Origin of the sequence: Streptomyces sp. NBC_01571, assembly GCF_026339875.1 — a bacterium.
Classification (GTDB): domain Bacteria; phylum Actinomycetota; class Actinomycetes; order Streptomycetales; family Streptomycetaceae; genus Streptomyces.
This window is the reverse complement of sequence record NZ_JAPEPZ010000002.1, coordinates 681,996-698,289: the sequence shown is the minus strand read 5'-3', so window position 1 is coordinate 698,289 and position 16,294 is coordinate 681,996. Positions and strand designations below refer to the sequence as shown.

Sequence of the window (16,294 nt, the reverse complement as noted above, 5' to 3'; positions counted from 1 at the left end):
TTCGTCGGCGGCGGCCGGGCTCGCGTCCGGCCGCCCTGCCCCGTGTCACCGATGACACCCACTCAGAGAACCGGAAGGGGAACGAGTCTTCATGTCCCAGTACCAGTTTCGCGTCTCAACACCGCGTACCCCCGAGGCGCTCGCCGCCTACGAGACCATCTGGGCCAAGCACATCCCGGGCCCGGCCAAGCGCCGGATCACCACGCATGGCGTCTGTCCATCCCCGAGTTCAAGGCGGACATGGAGGGCTTCGGCATGAGCCAGATCGTGAACGTCGCCGAGACCTCGCTGACACCCACCGCCGATTCACCCCTACGGTGACCGGCGCGCAGGTCCAGTCCCTGCCATGGCCGAGATGAAGGGCCGGTCAGTAGGTGGTTCCCCTGAGTGGCCCCTCGGTGTCAGCGACACCGAGGCCGGCCCCCAGTCGACAACCCGAGGGCGGGCACCTTGTTATACAGTCCAGTGTGTCTCCAAGGCCGCAGCGACCTCGGCCGGCTTCTGGACTACCGTCCAGTGGTTGCAGTCCAGCTCCACGACGGGCGACGCCCGCACGGCTCCGCCGAGCTTTCCGGCGAACTCGACGGGACAGGCGGGGTCGAGCGTCCCCCAGAAGACCAAGGACGGCGCAGACACGTTCGCCAGTTCCGGCTCCCACTCCGCACCCACCGCCTCGGCGGAACGGTACAGCTTGAGGATGCTGTTCCTCATGGTCCCGTCTACGCGCAGGACCATCTCCGCGGCCACCTCAGCCGGGAGATCGAAGTTTTCCACCAGGTCCTTGGCGAAGGACGCCGGGTGAAGCTCGTCCATGAACCGGTCGCCCTCGACCGGGTCCTGCCAGATCTTGGCCAGCGGATGCCAGTCGTACTGAGCACTGACCGGAGCGCTACTGCCGGCCCACGTACGAACGAGGTCCGGCCGCAGGGAAGCGACGCGCGCGGTGAGGATGCAGCCCCAGTCATGGCCGACCAGGTCCACCGGCTCGCCCACCTGCTCCAGCCGTTCGATGAGCCAATGGACGTACTCCTCTTTGGTGGAGCCGAAGCCACGCGGCCGGGGCATGCCGAAGCCGGGCAGATCCCACGCCTCGACGTCGCTCCGGATCAGGTGTCGGCGCACGCCGTCCCACACACGGTGGGTGTCGGGGACGCCGTGGATCAGAACTGCAGGCATGACTGAACTCCCTTACCACTACACAAAAACAGCATGTCTGGGCTTTCGGCCCTCACTGCTCTTTCAGGTCGAAACCGGCCTCCATGTCTGAGACGGGATTCCCTGAGGACTCTCCTTCGCAGAGCGCGGCCGGTGGTCGGAGTTGACGGGGGATACGTCTGGAGGCGCGCCGGGAGTTCTGCGGGGGCTGACCGTCGCGCCCACCGGCGTGATCGGCCGTGAGCCGACTTTCCATGCCGCTGATGATCGTGTCCAGCACCAGGCGGAACATCCGGTCCTCGCCAAAGCCCTCGTTCGTCGGCCCGTCCTCGCCGGAGGCGGGTGTGGTCGGCTGGAGGTTCGACCACCGGTGGAGCGCGCCGTTGAGCTCGGCGATCATCACGCCGATGACGACGGCGCACACGAGCGCGGCGAGCTGCGGGATCTCCGACTGCGGAACCCCTGCCGCGTCCAGCACGGCGGTGAGCGCGACCCAGAAGGGATCTTCGGGCTGGATGAAGTCCGGCTGGCTGAACGAGTAGGCCATGAGGTTGGGATGGCGGTGTGCCAACGTCCGGAAATCCGTGGCAAGCAGGCGCATGCGCTCCTGCCAGGGAGCGTCCTCCAGCGTCACGGTGCGGAACCGGGCGCCGACCATTCCTGCCACGCCACGCAGCAATGCTTCCTTGTTCGGCACGTGGTGGTACAGCGACATCGGGTTCGCGTCCAGCGCGGCGGCGAGTTTGCGCATCGTGAGCGCCTCGACCCCGTCCGCGTCGATGAGCCGCAGGGCGGAGGTGCAGATCCCTGCCTCGGTCAGAGGCACATCCCTCTTCCGAGTACCTCTAGGGGTACGCTTCACTCTTTCCATACGGTGTATGCTATCAAGCCTTAGGCCAGTGAGGGGGACTCGCCGCCCGTGGTGGCGATCACTCCCAAGGTCGCCGCAGACTTCGAGCGGCTCGGTGCCTGTCACCGCAAGGGTGAGTCGGCGGTGGGCGTCAGCACGGACTCGGCGACGCCGGCGATCTGGCTGATGTCGAAGTCCTCCATGTCCGCACGGAATTCGGGGCTGGACAGGTACGCCTCCAGTCGCTCCTGAACGTCGTCGGCGTCCCGGTAGGAAACGAGGGCGTACAGCTGGGGCGACTCACTCCCGGGAGCTGCGGGCGCCGTCCAGACGCCGTGTGTGGTGATCCTGTGCTTGGCCATACCGGGAATGTGCTTGGCCCAGATGTTCTCGTAGGCGACGAGGGCCTGAGGGCTGCGCAGTGCGTAGACACGAAGCTGGTACTGGGGCATGAACTCTCTTTCCTTCTCTTCCGCCGCCGGGACAAAGGTCCCCAGCGGCACGGCGGTTGGGAGGCTTCTCTCAGCCTTTCGCGAACAAGTTCGCCAGTTCGGGCTCCCAGTCGATGTGTCCGGACTCGGTACCCCGTGGCACCAGCGCCTCCGTGTCCTCCAGGAAGGTCCTGACGTCCTGCACGGGAACCTCGAGCAAGGCGGTGCCCGCCGGAGCCCCGAGGACGATGTACATCGCTTGGTCACCACGGCCGACGGCCGGCCAGACCCGGATGTCCCCACAGCCTGCGGAACCCCTCAGGCCATCGGCCAGAAGATCACGCCCCAGGACCCATTCGGCCGGCTCGTCAGTGTCGGTGAAAAAGACGGCACGGACGACGTAGGGATCAGTGGGCTCGTACTGCAGGCTCATGCGCATGGACAGCGAGTAGGTGCGCGAGATGACAAGCTGCACGGCCATCCCCTGCGTGACGGTCTTCAAAGACTCCATCGATTTCCACTCCTGCCTGGGCGGCGGTCAGCAACCGCTGATCTCATCCCGGCCGTCGTTGTGCCAGCCATAGATCTCGTCCCATGAGTAGCCCAGTTCGAGCAGGTAGCCGACACCGTGGTCCCAGCGGTAGTCGCCGGCGGTGACGCTGGCGGCCGGGCGTTGGACGTACGCGGATGCAGAGGTCGCGGCCGAAGCGGTGCCCCCGGCCCCGAGAACGGCGACACCCGCGACCGCCACGGAGAAAGCGGTGACGGCAACGCGCCTCGTGAGCTTCTTCATGGTCTTTCCTTCCCGATTGGCGTGATCTGCGCCATGGCTGCACGCAGGCGATGTGCGGCGCCTGGCGCGGTCCGAGCAAACCCTTCCATACGGCGTATGGAATTGCCCTTCCAGGATTACCATACGATGTATGGAACTGTCGAGGCGGCGGAAATGGGCCGCCCGGCGGGCAGCGGCATGAACAGCTCGATGTCTTCGCCGAGACCGCGTCGGCCACCTGGACGAAGTCCGCCTGCCCTTCGAGGAGATGCGCACCTGAACCGACCATCTCGGGCTCTGCACCGCGGAGATCAGTCACACCGGCGAGCAACTTGACAGCCACTCCCGGGCGTTTGTGCACCGTTCCCTCATCGGTGCGGCCTTCGGACTCGACTACGCCCTGGGCTGAGCCCTTGCCCCTGCGGGACGAGCTGCCCTGGATTTCCGTCTCCGGAGCCGTGGCATGCGGGCGCCCGGGTCCGGCCCCATGCTGGAAACGAGGGGGTGAGACACCGGAGGGAGTGGTGGGGATGCAGACCGTTGTGGATCTCACGCGCTGCCAGGGCTATGCGCAGTGCGTGTTCCTCGCACCGGAGGTGTTCGAGTTGCACGGGGAAGAGGGGCTGCTGTACGCCACCGCAGTCCCCGACGACCAGGTCGAGCGCGTACGCCAGGCCGCGGCGGCGTGCCCGGTACAGGCGATCCTCCTCGGTGAGGAGGTGAGCGTCGGTGCCCGGTGACCTCAAGGACGGCCGTATCGTCATCGTCGGCGCGTCGCTGGCAGGGCTCAGGGCCGCGGAGGCGCTGCGGGAGGAGGGCTTCACCGGCTCACTGACCGTGGTCGGAGACGAGCCCCACCCGCCCTACGACCGGCCGCCGCTGTCCAAGCAGGTGCTGCTCGGCCGAGCGGCGGCGGACACCACCGGGCTGCCGATGCGCCAGGACCCGGACGCCGACTGGCGGCTGGGCGTGCGCGCCACCGGGGTGGACCCGCTCGCGAAGCAGGTGCTGCTGGAGGACGGCGAGTCACTTCCGTACGACCGGCTGCTGATCGCTACCGGAACCCGCGCGCGGCCCTGGCCCAACCCGGAGGAAGCCGCCCTGGAGGGGGTGTTCACCCTGCGCACCCGCGAGGACGCCGGGGGACTGGCCCAGCGGCTGGCCGCGGGGCCGGAGCGCGTGCTGGTGATCGGCGGCGGCTTCACGGGCTCGGAGATCGCCTCGGCCTGCCGGGAACGGGGACTGGAGGTCACGGTCGCCGAACGCGGCCCCGCACCCCTGGTGGGCGCGCTCGGTGGCACCCTGTCGAAGCTCGCGGCTGTCATGCAGCGCAACCACGGCGTGGACCTGCGCACCGGGGTGACGGTCACCGCCCTGCGCGGGAACGGCAGCTTCACCGGTGCGGAGCTGTCCGACGGCAGCCGCGTCGACGCCGACGTCTGCGTCGTCGCCCTGGGCGCTGTACGCAACGTCGAATGGCTGGCGGAGTCCGGGCTCGCGGCGGGCCCGCGCGGGATCGCCTGCGACGCCGGGTGCCGGGCCTTCAACATGTACGGGATTGTCACCGACGACGTCTTCGTGGCCGGTGACGTCTCCCGCTTCCCCCACCCGCTGTTCGGCTACCAGATGCTCTCCCTGGAACACTGGGGAAACGCGGTCGAGCAGGCCGAGGTGGCGGCACACAACATGGTCAATCCCGGGCCCTTGCAGCGCCCTCACCTGGCCATCCCGTCGTTCTGGTCGACCCAGTTCGGGCTCAACATCAAGTCGGTGGGCGTCCCCACCTACTCCGACCACGTGGTCATCGCCCAAGGCTCCCTGGAGGCGCGCCGCCTGGCAATGGTCTACGGCTACAAGGGGCGGGTCACCGCCGCGGTCACCGTCGACATGGCCAAGTCGCTCGACTACTACCGTCACCTGATCGAGACGGCCGCGCCTTTTCCGCCCCCGCCCGGCGCGGCGGACCGTGCGATCGCAGCCGATGTCCCGATTCCGTCCGACGTGCCGGATCCGAAGGGGCTGTCGCACGGCCCCACCGTGGCGCTCACCGGTTATCTGCCGGACCGCCGGCTGACGCTGGTGCAGCCCGGCTGACCCACGTCCCGCCCCACCACGAGGAGCCACCATGGACTCCGACACTCTGCTGGCCCGGATCACCGACTACGCCAACCGCCCCGACCCCTACCCGCTGTACGCCGAACTCCGCGAGGCGGGGCCCGCGGTGCGGCAGGCGGACGGCAGCTACCTGATCGGCACCTACCACGAGATCGTCGCGCTGCTGCACGACCCACGGATGAGTGCCGATCCGCGCTCGCGCACCGCTCCCGCTCCGTACGAGGTGACACGAAAACCGCCGTTCCTGCGGCTCGACGACCCGGAGCACCACCGGCTGCGCAACTCGGCCATGCGGCCGTTCGGCCCGCCGCACAGTCCGGGCCGGGTCGACTCCATGCGCGGCGAGATCGTCCAGCTGACCAAGGAACTGGCGGAAGTGTTCCAGGAGGGCAGGCAGATCGACGTCGTCGACGACTTCGCCTACCCACTGCCCGTGACCGTGATCTGCCGCCTGCTCGGCATCCCGGACAAGGACGAGCAGCTCTTCCAGGACTGGACCGACACCCTCGTCGCGTCCGCAGACATCGGGCCCGAAGGTGACACCGCCGAACGGGACCGGGCGGGCGGCCAGGCGCAGGAGGAGATGGGCCGGTACCTGCTCCAACTCGCCGAACTGCGCCGCGGTCGGCCCACCGGCGACATGCTCTCCGACCTCGTCAACGAACCGGACCCGGCCGTACGGCTCAGCGAGGAGGACCTGGCGGCGAACACCATCCTGCTGTTCATCGCCGGACACGAGACCACGGTCAATCTGATCGCCAACGGCGTCCTCACCCTGTTGCGCCGGCCCGACCAGTTGGACCGTCTGCGCGAGGACCCCGGCCTGCTGCCGCGAGCGGTGGAGGAACTGCTGCGCTACGAGCCCCCGGTCCACATGCGCGAGCGGGTTCCCCTCGTCGACATCGACGTCGCCGGCACCACGATCCCCGCCGGCACGTCCGTCATCCTGGCGCTGGCCTCGGGCAGCCGTGATCCGATGCGGTTCAGTGAACCCGACCGGTTCGACCCCACCCGCCCGGACAACCAGCACGTCGGCTTCGGCAGCGGTATCCACCTGTGCTTCGGCGCGCCACTCGCCCGTATCGAAGCCGAGGCCGCGCTCGGAGCGCTGATCCCCCACCTCGGCACGGCACACCTGGTCCAGGACCCGCCCCCCTACCGGCAGAACGCCATGCTGCGCGGCCCCCGCCACCTGCCCATCCAACTCTGAGGCCGAGGGGCGGCGACAACAGGCGAGAGAGGCCAGCCAACCCGGTCCATTACCCAGGCCGCGGGAACCGGTGCGCCGCCGGCGCCAGTCGGCCGGTGCGCAGCAGCAGGGTCCTCTTCACGCTGCGGCGGGAAGGGGCCGCCGGGCGACGTCACGGGCCTCATCCGGGGAGAGGCCGAGCATATGCAGGATCATCTCGGCCATCGTGCCTGCGGCCCGGTCACTGTCAGCCTCAGGCCGCTTGCACCACAGCTCCAGGAGCGCCAGCAGGCTGCCGTTCAGCACGGTCAGGGCGATCACCGGGTCGACCACGGTGAACCGGCCTGCGGCCATGCCCTCCTCCACATCGCGTTGTGCCCGCGGAGCCAGTCCGTCGCCTGCGCATATCCGACCGAGCTGGCTGTGGCACAGCATCTGCATGATCTCCGGGTACGACTCGGCCATGCGCACGCTGAGCCGCACGCCCCCGGCGAGGCGCTCGGCGGGATCATCGACGCCGTGCAGGCGTTGGTCGACGGCTTGGGCGTACTCCTCCAGCGCATCGGCCACGGCCACGTCGAACAGGTCCGGCTTGCCCGTGAAGTGGTTGTAGAAGGAGCCGAGGCCCACGTCCGCGCGCTCCGCGATGGCATGGACGCTGGCGCCGACGCCACCGCACTCGGCCAGGATCTGCCGCGCGGCGCGGACGAGTGCCTGGCGGGTCTCGGCACGACGGCGTTCGAATCGGTTTCTGCGTAGGGCTGGCATCGGCATGCTCCATGAATAAGAGCAGCAGTTCTGATGGATTCATCATGTCATCGCCCGCCTCGGACGTCCACCCCCCTGCTCGTCGATCCCGACTCCACGGCCCAGCGATGTGACACCGCACACTCATTTCTGACGCTTTGATCAGTTTCGAGGGGCTTGACGATGAAGCGCTCGTATCTGACAATTTCATCAGAAATGGACAAACTGGTCCGAGATGGGCAGATGTCGCGCTGGGCCACTCAACCATCGGCGCAGCAGCGCGTCCCGTCGCACGCCTGGCACGACCGGTCCCGCCGGGGGCTCCTCAGCCCCGGCCCACACCGTTCCACCACGGCTACGGATCAGCCCGACGCCGCACATGCCGGCGCTGTCTCACACCTCCGCACCAACGGGAAGAACCAGATGACGAAGACTGACCAAACGCCGCTCGCCAAGCCGGTGAGCCCCCGAGAGATACCCGACGCGGCCATAGCGATGCTCGATGTGGAGGGGACGGTGGTGGGGTGGACGCACGCCGCTGAGCAGCTTGTCGGGTACCCGGCCGGGGAAGTGGTGGGCCGGTCCGCGGCACACTTGCTGCCGCCCGCCGAGGACGCCCCGAGTGCCGCGGCGTTCGCCCAGCAGTGTCGTGCCCAGGACGGCTGGTCCGGCACCGTGACGGTCCGCCACTGCGACGGCCACGCCATCAAAATGACACTGCGGATCTCACTGTTGTGGGGGCAGGACGCCGGCACCCGGTGGTTGGTGTCCGTGACCGATATAGGAACCCTGTCCTCGGGGGCACCCAACGGAGCTGTGCGGGAGTCGCTGCTGGCCCACGCACCGGTCGGCATCGCTGTCTATGACCCGCAGCTGCGCTGTACCTGGGTCAACGACGTCATGGAGCGCCACGACGGCACCTCTCCTGAGCGACGGTTCGGACGCCGTCTGCGGGACTCACTGCCCGCCGTCGAGGCCCAAGCGCTCGAGGTGGTGATGCGGCAGGTGCTGCAGAGTGGCACCACCATGGTCCACGAGTACCGGGCGTGGTCGTCGACGGTCCGGCGCCGGGAGCACGCGTACTCGGCCTCGTTCTTCTGCCTCCAGGACGCGGACGGCACGGCACTGGCAGTGTGCGCCATGAGCGTGGACGTCACCGGCAACCAGCGGGCGCGCGAGCGCCTTGCCATCCTCAGCGAAGCCGGCACCCGCATCGGCAGCACCCTCGAGGTCATGCGCACCGGGCAAGAACTGGCAGACCTTGCCGTACCCCTGCTGGCCGACCACGCACTCGTCGACCTGATGGAGGCGGTTCCGTTCGGCGTGGATCCCTCGGCGGGGACCGGCAAGGCGAACGACCGCCCGCCTGTGCTGCGCCGTGCCGGTGTGGCCTCCATCGACCGTGGTGTCGTCAAGTTGCCGTGGGTGCGGGAAGAGGTGATCCGCCCCTTCCCGACGTCACTGTTTGCCGCCGCCCTGCGCACGGGCAGGTCTTACCTGGAATCGGTGCTGGACACCCATCCAGGCCCCTGGGTCATTCACGACCTGACGCTGGCGCAGAGGGTCCGCGACAGCGGCGTCCACTCTTTGATGGTCGTACCCATCCGTGCGCGGCGCTGTGTACTGGGACTGGCGGTGTTCGGCCGCTCCCATGAATCGACGCCGTTCCAGGAGGACGACCTCCTCCTTGGTGAGGAGCTTGTCACCCGGGCCGCGCTCAGCCTGGACAACGCTCTCCAGTACGCCCGTCAACGCACCGCGGCCCTGACGCTCCAACGCGACCTGCTCCCGCACCATGTGGGCGGCGGCGCCGCCCTCGATGTGGCCTCGCGCTATGTGCCGGCCGACATGGACCACGGCGTGGGGGGTGACTGGTTCGACGTGATCAAGCTGTCTGGCGCCCGGGTGGCCCTCGTCGTCGGAGATGTGGTCGGCCACGGCATCAACGCCGCGGCGACGATGGGGCGACTGCGCACCGCCGTCCGCACGCTCGCGGACATGGAACTGCCTCCCCACGAACTGCTGACGCATCTCGATGACACGGTCCGGCGGCTGAGCGAGGAAGATGCCGACGCTCCGGACCAGAACCCCGCGGCGGTGGGCGCCACCTGTCTGTATGCCGTGTACGACCCGGTCACCCGGCGGTGCACGATGGCGCGGGCCGGGCATCCCCCGCCCGCGATCATCGACCCGCAGGGCCGTATCACTTTCCCCGACATGCCCGCCGGGGCCCCGCTCGGCCTCGGCCTCGGCCTGGTCCCTTTCGAGTCCGTGGAACTGGAACTGCCCGAGGGAACTCTGCTCGCGCTTTACACCGACGGTCTGGTCGAGTCCCGCGACGACGACATCGACGTGGGCCTGGATCGCTTGGGCGCCGTCTTGGCGGAGACCAGTTCGTCCCTGGAAGACCTGTGCTCTCGGGTGATCGAGTCCTTGCCGACTCAGTCCCCGGCCGACGACGTCACCTTGCTCCTCGCGCGGACGCGCGGACTCGAACCGGCCCAGGTAGCTTCCTGGGAACTGCCGAACGAGCCGGCGGCCGTCCACATCGCCCGGCAGGCAGCCACCCGTCAGCTCAGCGGATGGGGGCTTGAGCGTCTGGTGACCACCGTGGAGCTGATCGTCAGTGAACTGGTCACCAACGCCATCCGCTACGGCGGCGGCCCGATCCGCCTGCGGCTCATCCAGCACCAGGTCTTGACGTGCGAAGTCTCCGACAGCAACGCCAGCCACCCACGCCCCCGCCAGCCTCACATCATCGACGAGCAGGGCCGTGGTCTTTTCCTCGTCGCTCAGTTGTCCCGCAGGTGGGGCTGCCGTACTGCCAGGGACGGCAAGGTCGTCTGGGCCGAACAAGACCTGCCCTCCAAAGCCGTCGCGTTGTGACGCGCAGCCGACCGGGCCGGCGACGGCCGCCACAGCATGCGGTCTCCAGAGCCGCAGGCTCTCGCAAAGGAAGCCAGAGATGGACAAAGAGAGTGTCAACAAGGCCTGCTCGGCAGGCGCCTCCCGAGGGTCGACGGGCGTCTCCTGTTCCGGCGGTCCCGGCGGCAGGTTGTACGCCTTCGACGGTCCGGCAGCCGCCGTGCTCGACGATCGAGGCGCGGTGGTGCGGTGGACCGGGACAGCAGAGGACCTGACGGGGTTCCGCGCCGAGGATGTCTGCGGCCGTCCCGTGCGGGAACTGGTGGCCGACCTCCCGGACGACCTGCGCCGCGCCACGGAGATGCCGGCGTCCGGCCGGGTACGGCTGTGGCACCGGAGCGGCGACGCCATCGATGTCACCTTCCGGACCACCAAGGTGGGCGGCTCGGCGGAGGTCCTCGTCCTGGCGGCCCCTACCCACCATGTCGCCGGCCACGAGCAGGGTGCAGCGCTCCTGCGCGCACTGTCCGCGCAGAACCGGGTCACGATCGCTGTGCACGACACCGATCTCACCACCGTGCAGACGAACGCCACGCCGGGCACTCTCGACGGCCCCCCGGTACAGCCCGGCACTCGGCTGAGCGACGTGCTGGGCGCCGAGGACGCCGAGAACCTCGAGGCAGTACTGCGCCAGGTACTCGAGACGGGTGCCCCGGTGGTCCGCAGAAACCAGCAGGTCAGCTGGAGGCACGATCCGACGCGGCAGCACGCGCTCTCGCTGTCCGCTTTCCGACTCGAGGACGCGCGAGGGCGCCCCACGGGGGTCGCAGCCCTGTACTTCGACAACGTCGACCAGATGCGCGCCCGCCGTCATCTGGATCTCGCCCGCGAGGTGGCGGAGCGAGTAGGAGGATCCCTGGATGTCGTGCGCACTGCGCAGGACCTTGCGGACGTTCTCGCACCCGCGTTTGGAGAGCTCGCCTCAGTCGACCTTGCTCACTCCGTTTTCGACGGGGACGAACCCTCGAAGCAGTTGGGCGGTGGAGACATGGGCAACGCGGCCCTCGCGCCGGGCACCGCGGTGTGGCCGGCCGGCATCAAGCGTGGCGGGTCCATCCCGCCCCTTCCCGACCACCCCTTGCTGCACAGCTTCCGCAACGGTGAGCCGGTCGTCTTCGGCCTTGACGACTTCATCGCCATGGTCAGAGACCCGCACCTCGTCGAGTATCTCGTCCCGAAGGACGTCCATTCGGTGCTGGTGGCCCCGTTGCACGCCCGTGGTCTGACGCTCGGTGCCGTATCGGTCTGGCGCTGCGGCCGATCCGATCCCTTCACCGAGGACGAGGCGGATCTCATGAAGCAGATCGCCTCACGGGGTGCGCTCGCCATCGACAACGCCCGCCGCTACACGCGCGAGCACAGGGCGGCCGTGGCTTTGCAGCAGAGCCTCCTTCCCCCGGCCACGACCGACACTCCGGCAGCCGAGACCGCCGGCCTCTACCTGCCCGCAGGGAACGGAGCAGGCAGCAGCGGCGACTGGTACGACGCCATTGCTCTGCCCTCTCTCCGGCTGGCCCTCGTCGCCGGGGACGTGGTCGGCCACGGCATGCCCGCAAGCACCACCATGGGGCGCCTGCGCGCCGCCATCCAGACGCTCGCGGACCTGGAACTCGAGCCGGACGAGTTGCTCACACGGATCACGGACCTGGTCCAGCGACTGGCGGCCGAAGCCCCACTCGGCGACCACGACATCGTCGGCGGCACATGCCTGTACGCGGTCTACGACCCGGTCACCAGGCGCTGCGCCATCGCCAGTGCCGGGCACCCGCCACCCATCCTGGTCCGGCCCGACGGGACCGCCGAAGTCGTCGAGATCTCCCCGGGGCCACCACTCGGCGTCTGCGCCATGGCGTACGAGACCACCGTGATCGACCTCGAGCCGGGCAGCGTCCTCGCCCTGTACACCGACGGCCTGATCGAACAGCTCGACCGCGACATCGACCAAGGCCTGCGGCGCCTGACGGATGCCCTCGCCGCGTCCTGCCGTCCGGATCGCGCCCTCGACGAAACCGGCCGGGCGCTCCTCGCCGGTCTGGCAGACCAAGCGCCGCGCGACGACGCGGCCCTGCTGCTGGCCCGCACCCGCGCCGTCCCAGCGGCCGACACCGCCAACTGGGAGATCCCGGCCGATCCGGCCGCCGTCTCCAAGGCCCGAGAATGGACAACCCGCCAACTCACGCTGTGGGGCCTGGACGACCTCCTCTTCGCCACCGAACTCATCGTCAGCGAACTGGTGACCAACGCCATCCGCTACGGTCGTTCGCCGATGGACCTCCGTCTGATTCGCCACGACGTCCTGGTGTGCGAGGTCACCGACTCCAGCAGCACCCAACCTCGTCTACGGCGTGCCTGCACCACCGACGAGGGAGGACGCGGCCTGTTCCTCGTCGCTCAACTCGGCGGACGATGGGGCTGCCGCCATGTCCGGAACGGCAAGACAATCTGGTCCGAGCAAGCCATTCAGGACCGAGGTGGGTCGCGGCAGATCACCCACAGCTCTGACGTCTCTCGACCCGGTGTGCCGTGACAGCAGCCGCCCGGGGCCGGTGCCGGTTGCCAGTAACACTGAAAGCCGTGACCGCCGGGTCACCGAGCGTGGCTCGGCTCCCCGGATCTGCGGGCAAAAATCGGCCGCGCGGCCGAGGCGTGTGCACCACCGTGGCATCGGCGGCCTCCTCCCTGTTCAGGGCGGGGGTTCTCCACCTCGATCGACAGTTCCACGGTGGTGCGCGGCAGGAACGTGGTCAACTGCTTTTCTGGCGCCAGCTGTTGCTTCACCCGCGTCAGCTCCTCGGGCAGGGCCGCGTGCCGCTCGGCGAGTTCCTGGGCAGCTGTGGGCACCCTGCCTTGCGCTTTGGCCCTGAGACGGAACTCGTCGACCAGGTCCTGATGTTGTGGATAGACCACGTCGCGATGAGGATGGTGGAGTCCTCGGCCCGCAGGGACGCGAAGGTCTTGCCGGTAGGGAAGTTCGCCGACCGGCGCCGGAGGTGCATGGTTGCTGCGTCGCGGCCGGTGACCTCCTCGGAGATCAGCAGCCGCAGGACCTCGGCTGGGTCCCACCGCTGGGCCCGAGCGGTCGCCAGGACGCCGGGTGCGGCGTTGCGCATGTAGGGCAGCCGCATCCGGCGCATCAGCTTGTCGAGCTCCTCGGGCAGGGCCGGAGCCTGGGGAAACGTCACGGTCGGTAATTCCTTCGTGGGTCGCAGTGGGCGCCGATAGGCTCGGCGGATGATCAATATGGCGGTGCGTGGTGGCAGCGGGAACGTGGTGGCTCGGGCCAAAGCCGGTGTGGAGTGGACGGCCGGCTTCGCGGATCTGGACCCGGCGGAGTTCCCGATGCTCTGGGCCCTGACGCCGTATGGGGATGCGGTCTTCAACCAGCGGCAGGTGTCGCTGCTGCTGGCGGAACTCGACCGGCTTCCTGCCGACTTGGGCAGTGACTGGGTCGGTCAGGCCCGCGAGCTGTGCCAGGTCGTGGAACGAGGGCTGCACCTGTATCTGTGGTTCATCGGCGACTGACTCAGGTCAGTCTGCCCTCGGCTCCCCAGCCGCCGTATGCTGCCGGCCCAGGGCTTGCCAGGCGACGGTGCCGTTCTGCACGGAGTGGGCCTCGTCGGCACGGACGACCTGGCCGACGGGCTTGCCGGCCGCAATGTGCTCCAGGATGGAGACCAGGTCGTCCTCGGCGAAACGCCCGGCCGCAGCCGCGAGTCCGAGGGACTGGTCGACCCGGTGGCTGCCCAGAACCGCGGTGAGCTCGCCGGCATGGGCCATCTTGGCGCGGATGCGGGACGCCCCGGCGGGGCCGGCCTCCTTCAACCAGCGCCCGACTCCCGGGCCGATGCCCACGAACGCGACCTCCGCCTCCGAGCACGGCTGGAGCCTGGGCTGGTGAACCGAGCGGCCGTCGGGGTGGTCGGCCTTCACCGACCCGTCCTCTGCGCGGCCATCGTCGACCGTCTCACACTTTCGGCGGCAACATCATCGAGACCGGCACGGACTCCTATCGCCTCGCCACCACGCGCGCCCGCGCCGAACAACAGGCCGCCGGCTGAGCGCTGAGCAGCGAGGAACCACCAGACCCTCAGTTCTCCATGAATCGCCTGCGTCAATATCCGCGTCAATATCCGCAAGCACTGAACGGAGTTGCAAGCACGAGGTGAGCTGGGGAGACGGACCTGCGGCCGAACTCAGCGTCGAACCTGGCAACAAGCCTGCCGAGGTCAGCCCGAGCACCACGGGAAAGCCACTGCAGCGCGTCCTCCAGACGGTCTCGCGCCACCAGGGGATCGCAGCAGTCGCAGCCCATCATCGGATCTGGCAGAACGCGCCCCGGTTGCCCCACCACCGGCACTCCGCATCGACTTGGGTTCGGCCTGGTGAGCGCGTTGCCGCGGCCGGTGCCCCTGGGGCATGGGATCGAGTCAGAGGGCTGTCCCAGCCCGGGCTCTGCGAAATACTGCGGTCATGAGTGGAGAGGAATCGGCGCGGCTGGCGAGAGCCCTCATCGAGTTCCGTGAAGCTGAAGGCATCTCAGAGCGTGAACTCGCGCGCCGCACCTGGCTGAGTGAGGCGACCATCAGGACCTTCGAACGCGACCGTGGAGAGCTGCCCACCCCGACCGTTGCCCGAAGCTTCGAGGAAGTCCTCGGCTGGGCTCCGGGCAGCATCAAGACCGTGCCGTCCGAGGCGATGGGCCGTGAGGCATCGGCCGACTCGGCCATGGACCTGGAGTAGGTGCGCTGGTCAGGTCTGGCTTCCGGGCGATTGTGGTCGCGGCCTGGTGAGCAGTCCCGGCTCGAGCGATGGAGGTTCCTCGATGACCGTTCCCGCCCAGCGGACCCCCGCCGATGCCCGCACGCGCCCCCGGAGCAGCACACCCGCATACGGGACACCGATTCCGGGATCTCCCAGGTCACCCTGCCCAGTGGCCAGGTCGCCTGGTCCCTGAGCCGGTTCGAGCACATCCGGGCCATGCTCACGGACCCGCGGTTCAGCTCCGACCGCCGGAATCCGAACTTCCCCCATTTCAGCCGCGAGCGGCGCGCCTTCTTCCCGCGCCGCTCGCTCATCCACTGGGACCCGCCCGAGCACGGTCCCGCTCGCAAGGCCGTGGTCGGCGAGTTCACCGTGCGCCGCATGGCCGGCCTGCGCGTATCTCTCTGAAACATCAGACTCCGGCCGTCTGCTCATCGTGTTCGCGAAGCATCCGCGTGACGGTGGCCGACGAGGTCGACAAACTGGCGGTCACGTCGCGAAGGGTCGTCGTCCAGCTGAAGTACGTCGGCAAGGGAAACCATGCGCACCCTCATGGCAAGTGGGTCGTCTTTACCTCCTATCTGAAAGGGTGACCGTGACACACGAGCCTGAGAGCGACGTCGAGGACGATTTCGTCGAAGTCGAGTTCATCGAAGACATCTACGTGACGGACATCGGGTTGACCTGGCTCGCCTCGCGATGGCGCGACCTGGAGGAGTTCTACAGGGAGCACTTCCCGTCCCTTGCCGACGACCCCGGCCCCGTCACGGTGTGGCTCATGCTGGTGGAAACGTCGCTCGACCAGTTCGACCGCACCAAGGCCGCCCAACTGGGCCAGGACATCCAGCGGCTCCTGCGCTCACCGCTGCCGGACGAGACGATCCGCACGGTGTGGCTCGCCGCCACGCACGGCATCCTCGACCCGGACGAGCACGGGATGACGGCCTGTACCTGGCTGCGGCGGATCGAGGAGGCATGGCTGGCCCGCGTGCACCAGGACGATCCGGCGTTCGTCCCTCCGCCGCAACAACCGGTGGTCGACCAGGAGCTGCGGCGGGCCGTGATCGAGGTGATGCACACGGTCGCGGAGCCGTTGCGCCTCACCTCGGAGCAGCCCCCGTACGGGGTTCCGGCGACCGGCCTGATCCCCGCGCTGGAGCGGGTGGTCACCGAGGCGTGCGCCGACCTCGGCTACCGGCTCTTCCTGCGCGCGGTGAAGACCTACTTCGTGCCGGTGCCGGCCGACGGGGAGACGCACGCCAGGTTCGTCGCCCTCGGCGAGAGGTTCGGCTACCCGTACTGGGTCGTGCGCGAAGGACTCAACGACCGGACCGATTGACGCCAGGGCA

At 68.7% G+C, this 16,294-nt stretch carries 19 protein-coding genes and 1 pseudogene; 11 read left to right on the top strand and 9 right to left on the bottom strand.

Annotated features, from left to right (window positions below):
- Positions 1 to 453: 453 nt before the first annotated feature.
- The 5 genes from OHB41_RS46325 to OHB41_RS46305 form a co-directional block, all read right to left on the bottom strand.
- Complete coding sequence (locus OHB41_RS46325; RefSeq protein ID WP_266707813.1) at positions 454 to 1,176, bottom strand: alpha/beta fold hydrolase; 723 nt, start codon at positions 1,174 to 1,176, stop codon at positions 454 to 456.
- A gap of 52 nt (positions 1,177 to 1,228) precedes the next feature.
- Positions 1,229 to 1,981, bottom strand: a complete 753-nt coding sequence (locus OHB41_RS46320) for a TetR/AcrR family transcriptional regulator (protein WP_266707811.1) — start codon at positions 1,979 to 1,981, stop codon at positions 1,229 to 1,231.
- 146 nt (positions 1,982 to 2,127) lie between these two features.
- Positions 2,128 to 2,457 (bottom strand): NIPSNAP family protein, encoded by a 330-nt coding sequence (locus OHB41_RS46315; RefSeq protein WP_266707809.1) that lies wholly within the window; start codon positions 2,455 to 2,457, stop codon positions 2,128 to 2,130.
- 70 nt (positions 2,458 to 2,527) lie between these two features.
- Positions 2,528 to 2,947, bottom strand: a complete 420-nt coding sequence (locus tag OHB41_RS46310) for an SsgA family sporulation/cell division regulator (protein WP_266707807.1) — start codon at positions 2,945 to 2,947, stop codon at positions 2,528 to 2,530.
- Positions 2,948 to 2,974: 27 nt separating this feature from the next.
- Positions 2,975 to 3,229: a hypothetical protein gene (locus tag OHB41_RS46305; protein WP_266707805.1), complete on the bottom strand. Its 255-nt coding sequence runs from the start codon at positions 3,227 to 3,229 to the stop codon at positions 2,975 to 2,977.
- 509 nt (positions 3,230 to 3,738) lie between these two features.
- Here OHB41_RS46305 and OHB41_RS46300 point away from each other — a divergent pair.
- Genes OHB41_RS46300 through OHB41_RS46290 form a run of 3 tightly spaced genes read left to right on the top strand, consistent with a single transcriptional unit; the run spans position 3,739 to position 6,533 of the window.
- On the top strand, positions 3,739 to 3,948 hold the full coding sequence (locus OHB41_RS46300) for a ferredoxin (protein WP_266707803.1): 210 nt from the start codon (positions 3,739 to 3,741) through the stop codon (positions 3,946 to 3,948).
- Positions 3,938 to 5,302, top strand: coding sequence for an NAD(P)/FAD-dependent oxidoreductase (locus OHB41_RS46295; RefSeq protein WP_266707801.1), 1,365 nt, complete (start codon positions 3,938 to 3,940; stop codon positions 5,300 to 5,302). Before OHB41_RS46300 ends, OHB41_RS46295 begins: the two co-directional genes overlap by 11 nt.
- A gap of 31 nt (positions 5,303 to 5,333) precedes the next feature.
- Positions 5,334 to 6,533 carry a cytochrome P450 gene (locus OHB41_RS46290; protein ID WP_266707799.1) on the top strand — a complete coding sequence of 400 codons (1,200 nt, stop codon included), beginning with the start codon at positions 5,334 to 5,336 and terminating at the stop codon, positions 6,531 to 6,533.
- 117 nt (positions 6,534 to 6,650) lie between these two features.
- Here OHB41_RS46290 and OHB41_RS46285 read toward each other — a convergent pair whose 3' ends face one another.
- Positions 6,651 to 7,286 (bottom strand): TetR/AcrR family transcriptional regulator, encoded by a 636-nt coding sequence (locus OHB41_RS46285; RefSeq protein WP_266707797.1) that lies wholly within the window; start codon positions 7,284 to 7,286, stop codon positions 6,651 to 6,653.
- Between the two features lie 396 nt (positions 7,287 to 7,682).
- Between OHB41_RS46285 and OHB41_RS46280 the strand changes: the two genes are divergently transcribed.
- Positions 7,683 to 10,145 (top strand): SpoIIE family protein phosphatase, encoded by a 2,463-nt coding sequence (locus OHB41_RS46280; RefSeq protein WP_266707795.1) that lies wholly within the window; start codon positions 7,683 to 7,685, stop codon positions 10,143 to 10,145.
- A gap of 79 nt (positions 10,146 to 10,224) precedes the next feature.
- On the top strand, positions 10,225 to 12,711 hold the full coding sequence (locus tag OHB41_RS46275; protein WP_266707793.1) for an ATP-binding SpoIIE family protein phosphatase: 2,487 nt from the start codon (positions 10,225 to 10,227) through the stop codon (positions 12,709 to 12,711).
- 59 nt (positions 12,712 to 12,770) lie between these two features.
- Here OHB41_RS46275 and OHB41_RS46270 read toward each other — a convergent pair whose 3' ends face one another.
- The gene (locus OHB41_RS46270; RefSeq protein WP_266707791.1) at positions 12,771 to 12,962 is read right to left on the bottom strand and encodes a hypothetical protein; all 192 of its coding nucleotides are present in this window, start codon (positions 12,960 to 12,962) and stop codon (positions 12,771 to 12,773) included.
- A gap of 5 nt (positions 12,963 to 12,967) precedes the next feature.
- Positions 12,968 to 13,366, bottom strand: a complete 399-nt coding sequence (locus tag OHB41_RS46265) for an ATP-binding protein (protein ID WP_266707789.1) — start codon at positions 13,364 to 13,366, stop codon at positions 12,968 to 12,970.
- A 49-nt stretch (positions 13,367 to 13,415) separates the two neighbouring features.
- Here OHB41_RS46265 and OHB41_RS46260 point away from each other — a divergent pair, with 49 nt between their 5' ends.
- Positions 13,416 to 13,706 carry a hypothetical protein gene (locus tag OHB41_RS46260; RefSeq protein ID WP_266707787.1) on the top strand — a complete coding sequence of 97 codons (291 nt, stop codon included), beginning with the start codon at positions 13,416 to 13,418 and terminating at the stop codon, positions 13,704 to 13,706.
- 6 nt (positions 13,707 to 13,712) lie between these two features.
- Here the strand turns inward: OHB41_RS46260 and OHB41_RS46255 are convergent, their stop codons facing one another.
- Positions 13,713 to 14,114 (bottom strand): hypothetical protein, encoded by a 402-nt coding sequence (locus tag OHB41_RS46255; protein WP_266707785.1) that lies wholly within the window; start codon positions 14,112 to 14,114, stop codon positions 13,713 to 13,715.
- Here OHB41_RS46255 and OHB41_RS52170 point away from each other — a divergent pair.
- From OHB41_RS52170 to OHB41_RS46235, 5 genes and pseudogenes are all read left to right on the top strand, one after another.
- A pseudogene (locus OHB41_RS52170) lies at positions 14,098 to 14,242 on the top strand (ATP-binding protein); the annotation flags it as partial. The gene OHB41_RS46255 and the pseudogene OHB41_RS52170 overlap by 17 nt on opposite strands.
- A 412-nt stretch (positions 14,243 to 14,654) precedes the next feature.
- Positions 14,655 to 14,924 carry a helix-turn-helix domain-containing protein gene (locus OHB41_RS46250; protein ID WP_266707783.1) on the top strand — a complete coding sequence of 90 codons (270 nt, stop codon included), beginning with the start codon at positions 14,655 to 14,657 and terminating at the stop codon, positions 14,922 to 14,924.
- A gap of 237 nt (positions 14,925 to 15,161) precedes the next feature.
- Positions 15,162 to 15,353 (top strand): hypothetical protein, encoded by a 192-nt coding sequence (locus tag OHB41_RS46245; protein WP_266707781.1) that lies wholly within the window; start codon positions 15,162 to 15,164, stop codon positions 15,351 to 15,353.
- A gap of 47 nt (positions 15,354 to 15,400) precedes the next feature.
- Positions 15,401 to 15,538: a hypothetical protein gene (locus tag OHB41_RS46240; protein WP_266707779.1), complete on the top strand. Its 138-nt coding sequence runs from the start codon at positions 15,401 to 15,403 to the stop codon at positions 15,536 to 15,538.
- Positions 15,539 to 15,540: 2 nt separating this feature from the next.
- Positions 15,541 to 16,284: a hypothetical protein gene (locus OHB41_RS46235; protein ID WP_266707777.1), complete on the top strand. Its 744-nt coding sequence runs from the start codon at positions 15,541 to 15,543 to the stop codon at positions 16,282 to 16,284.
- Positions 16,285 to 16,294: the final 10 nt, after the last annotated feature.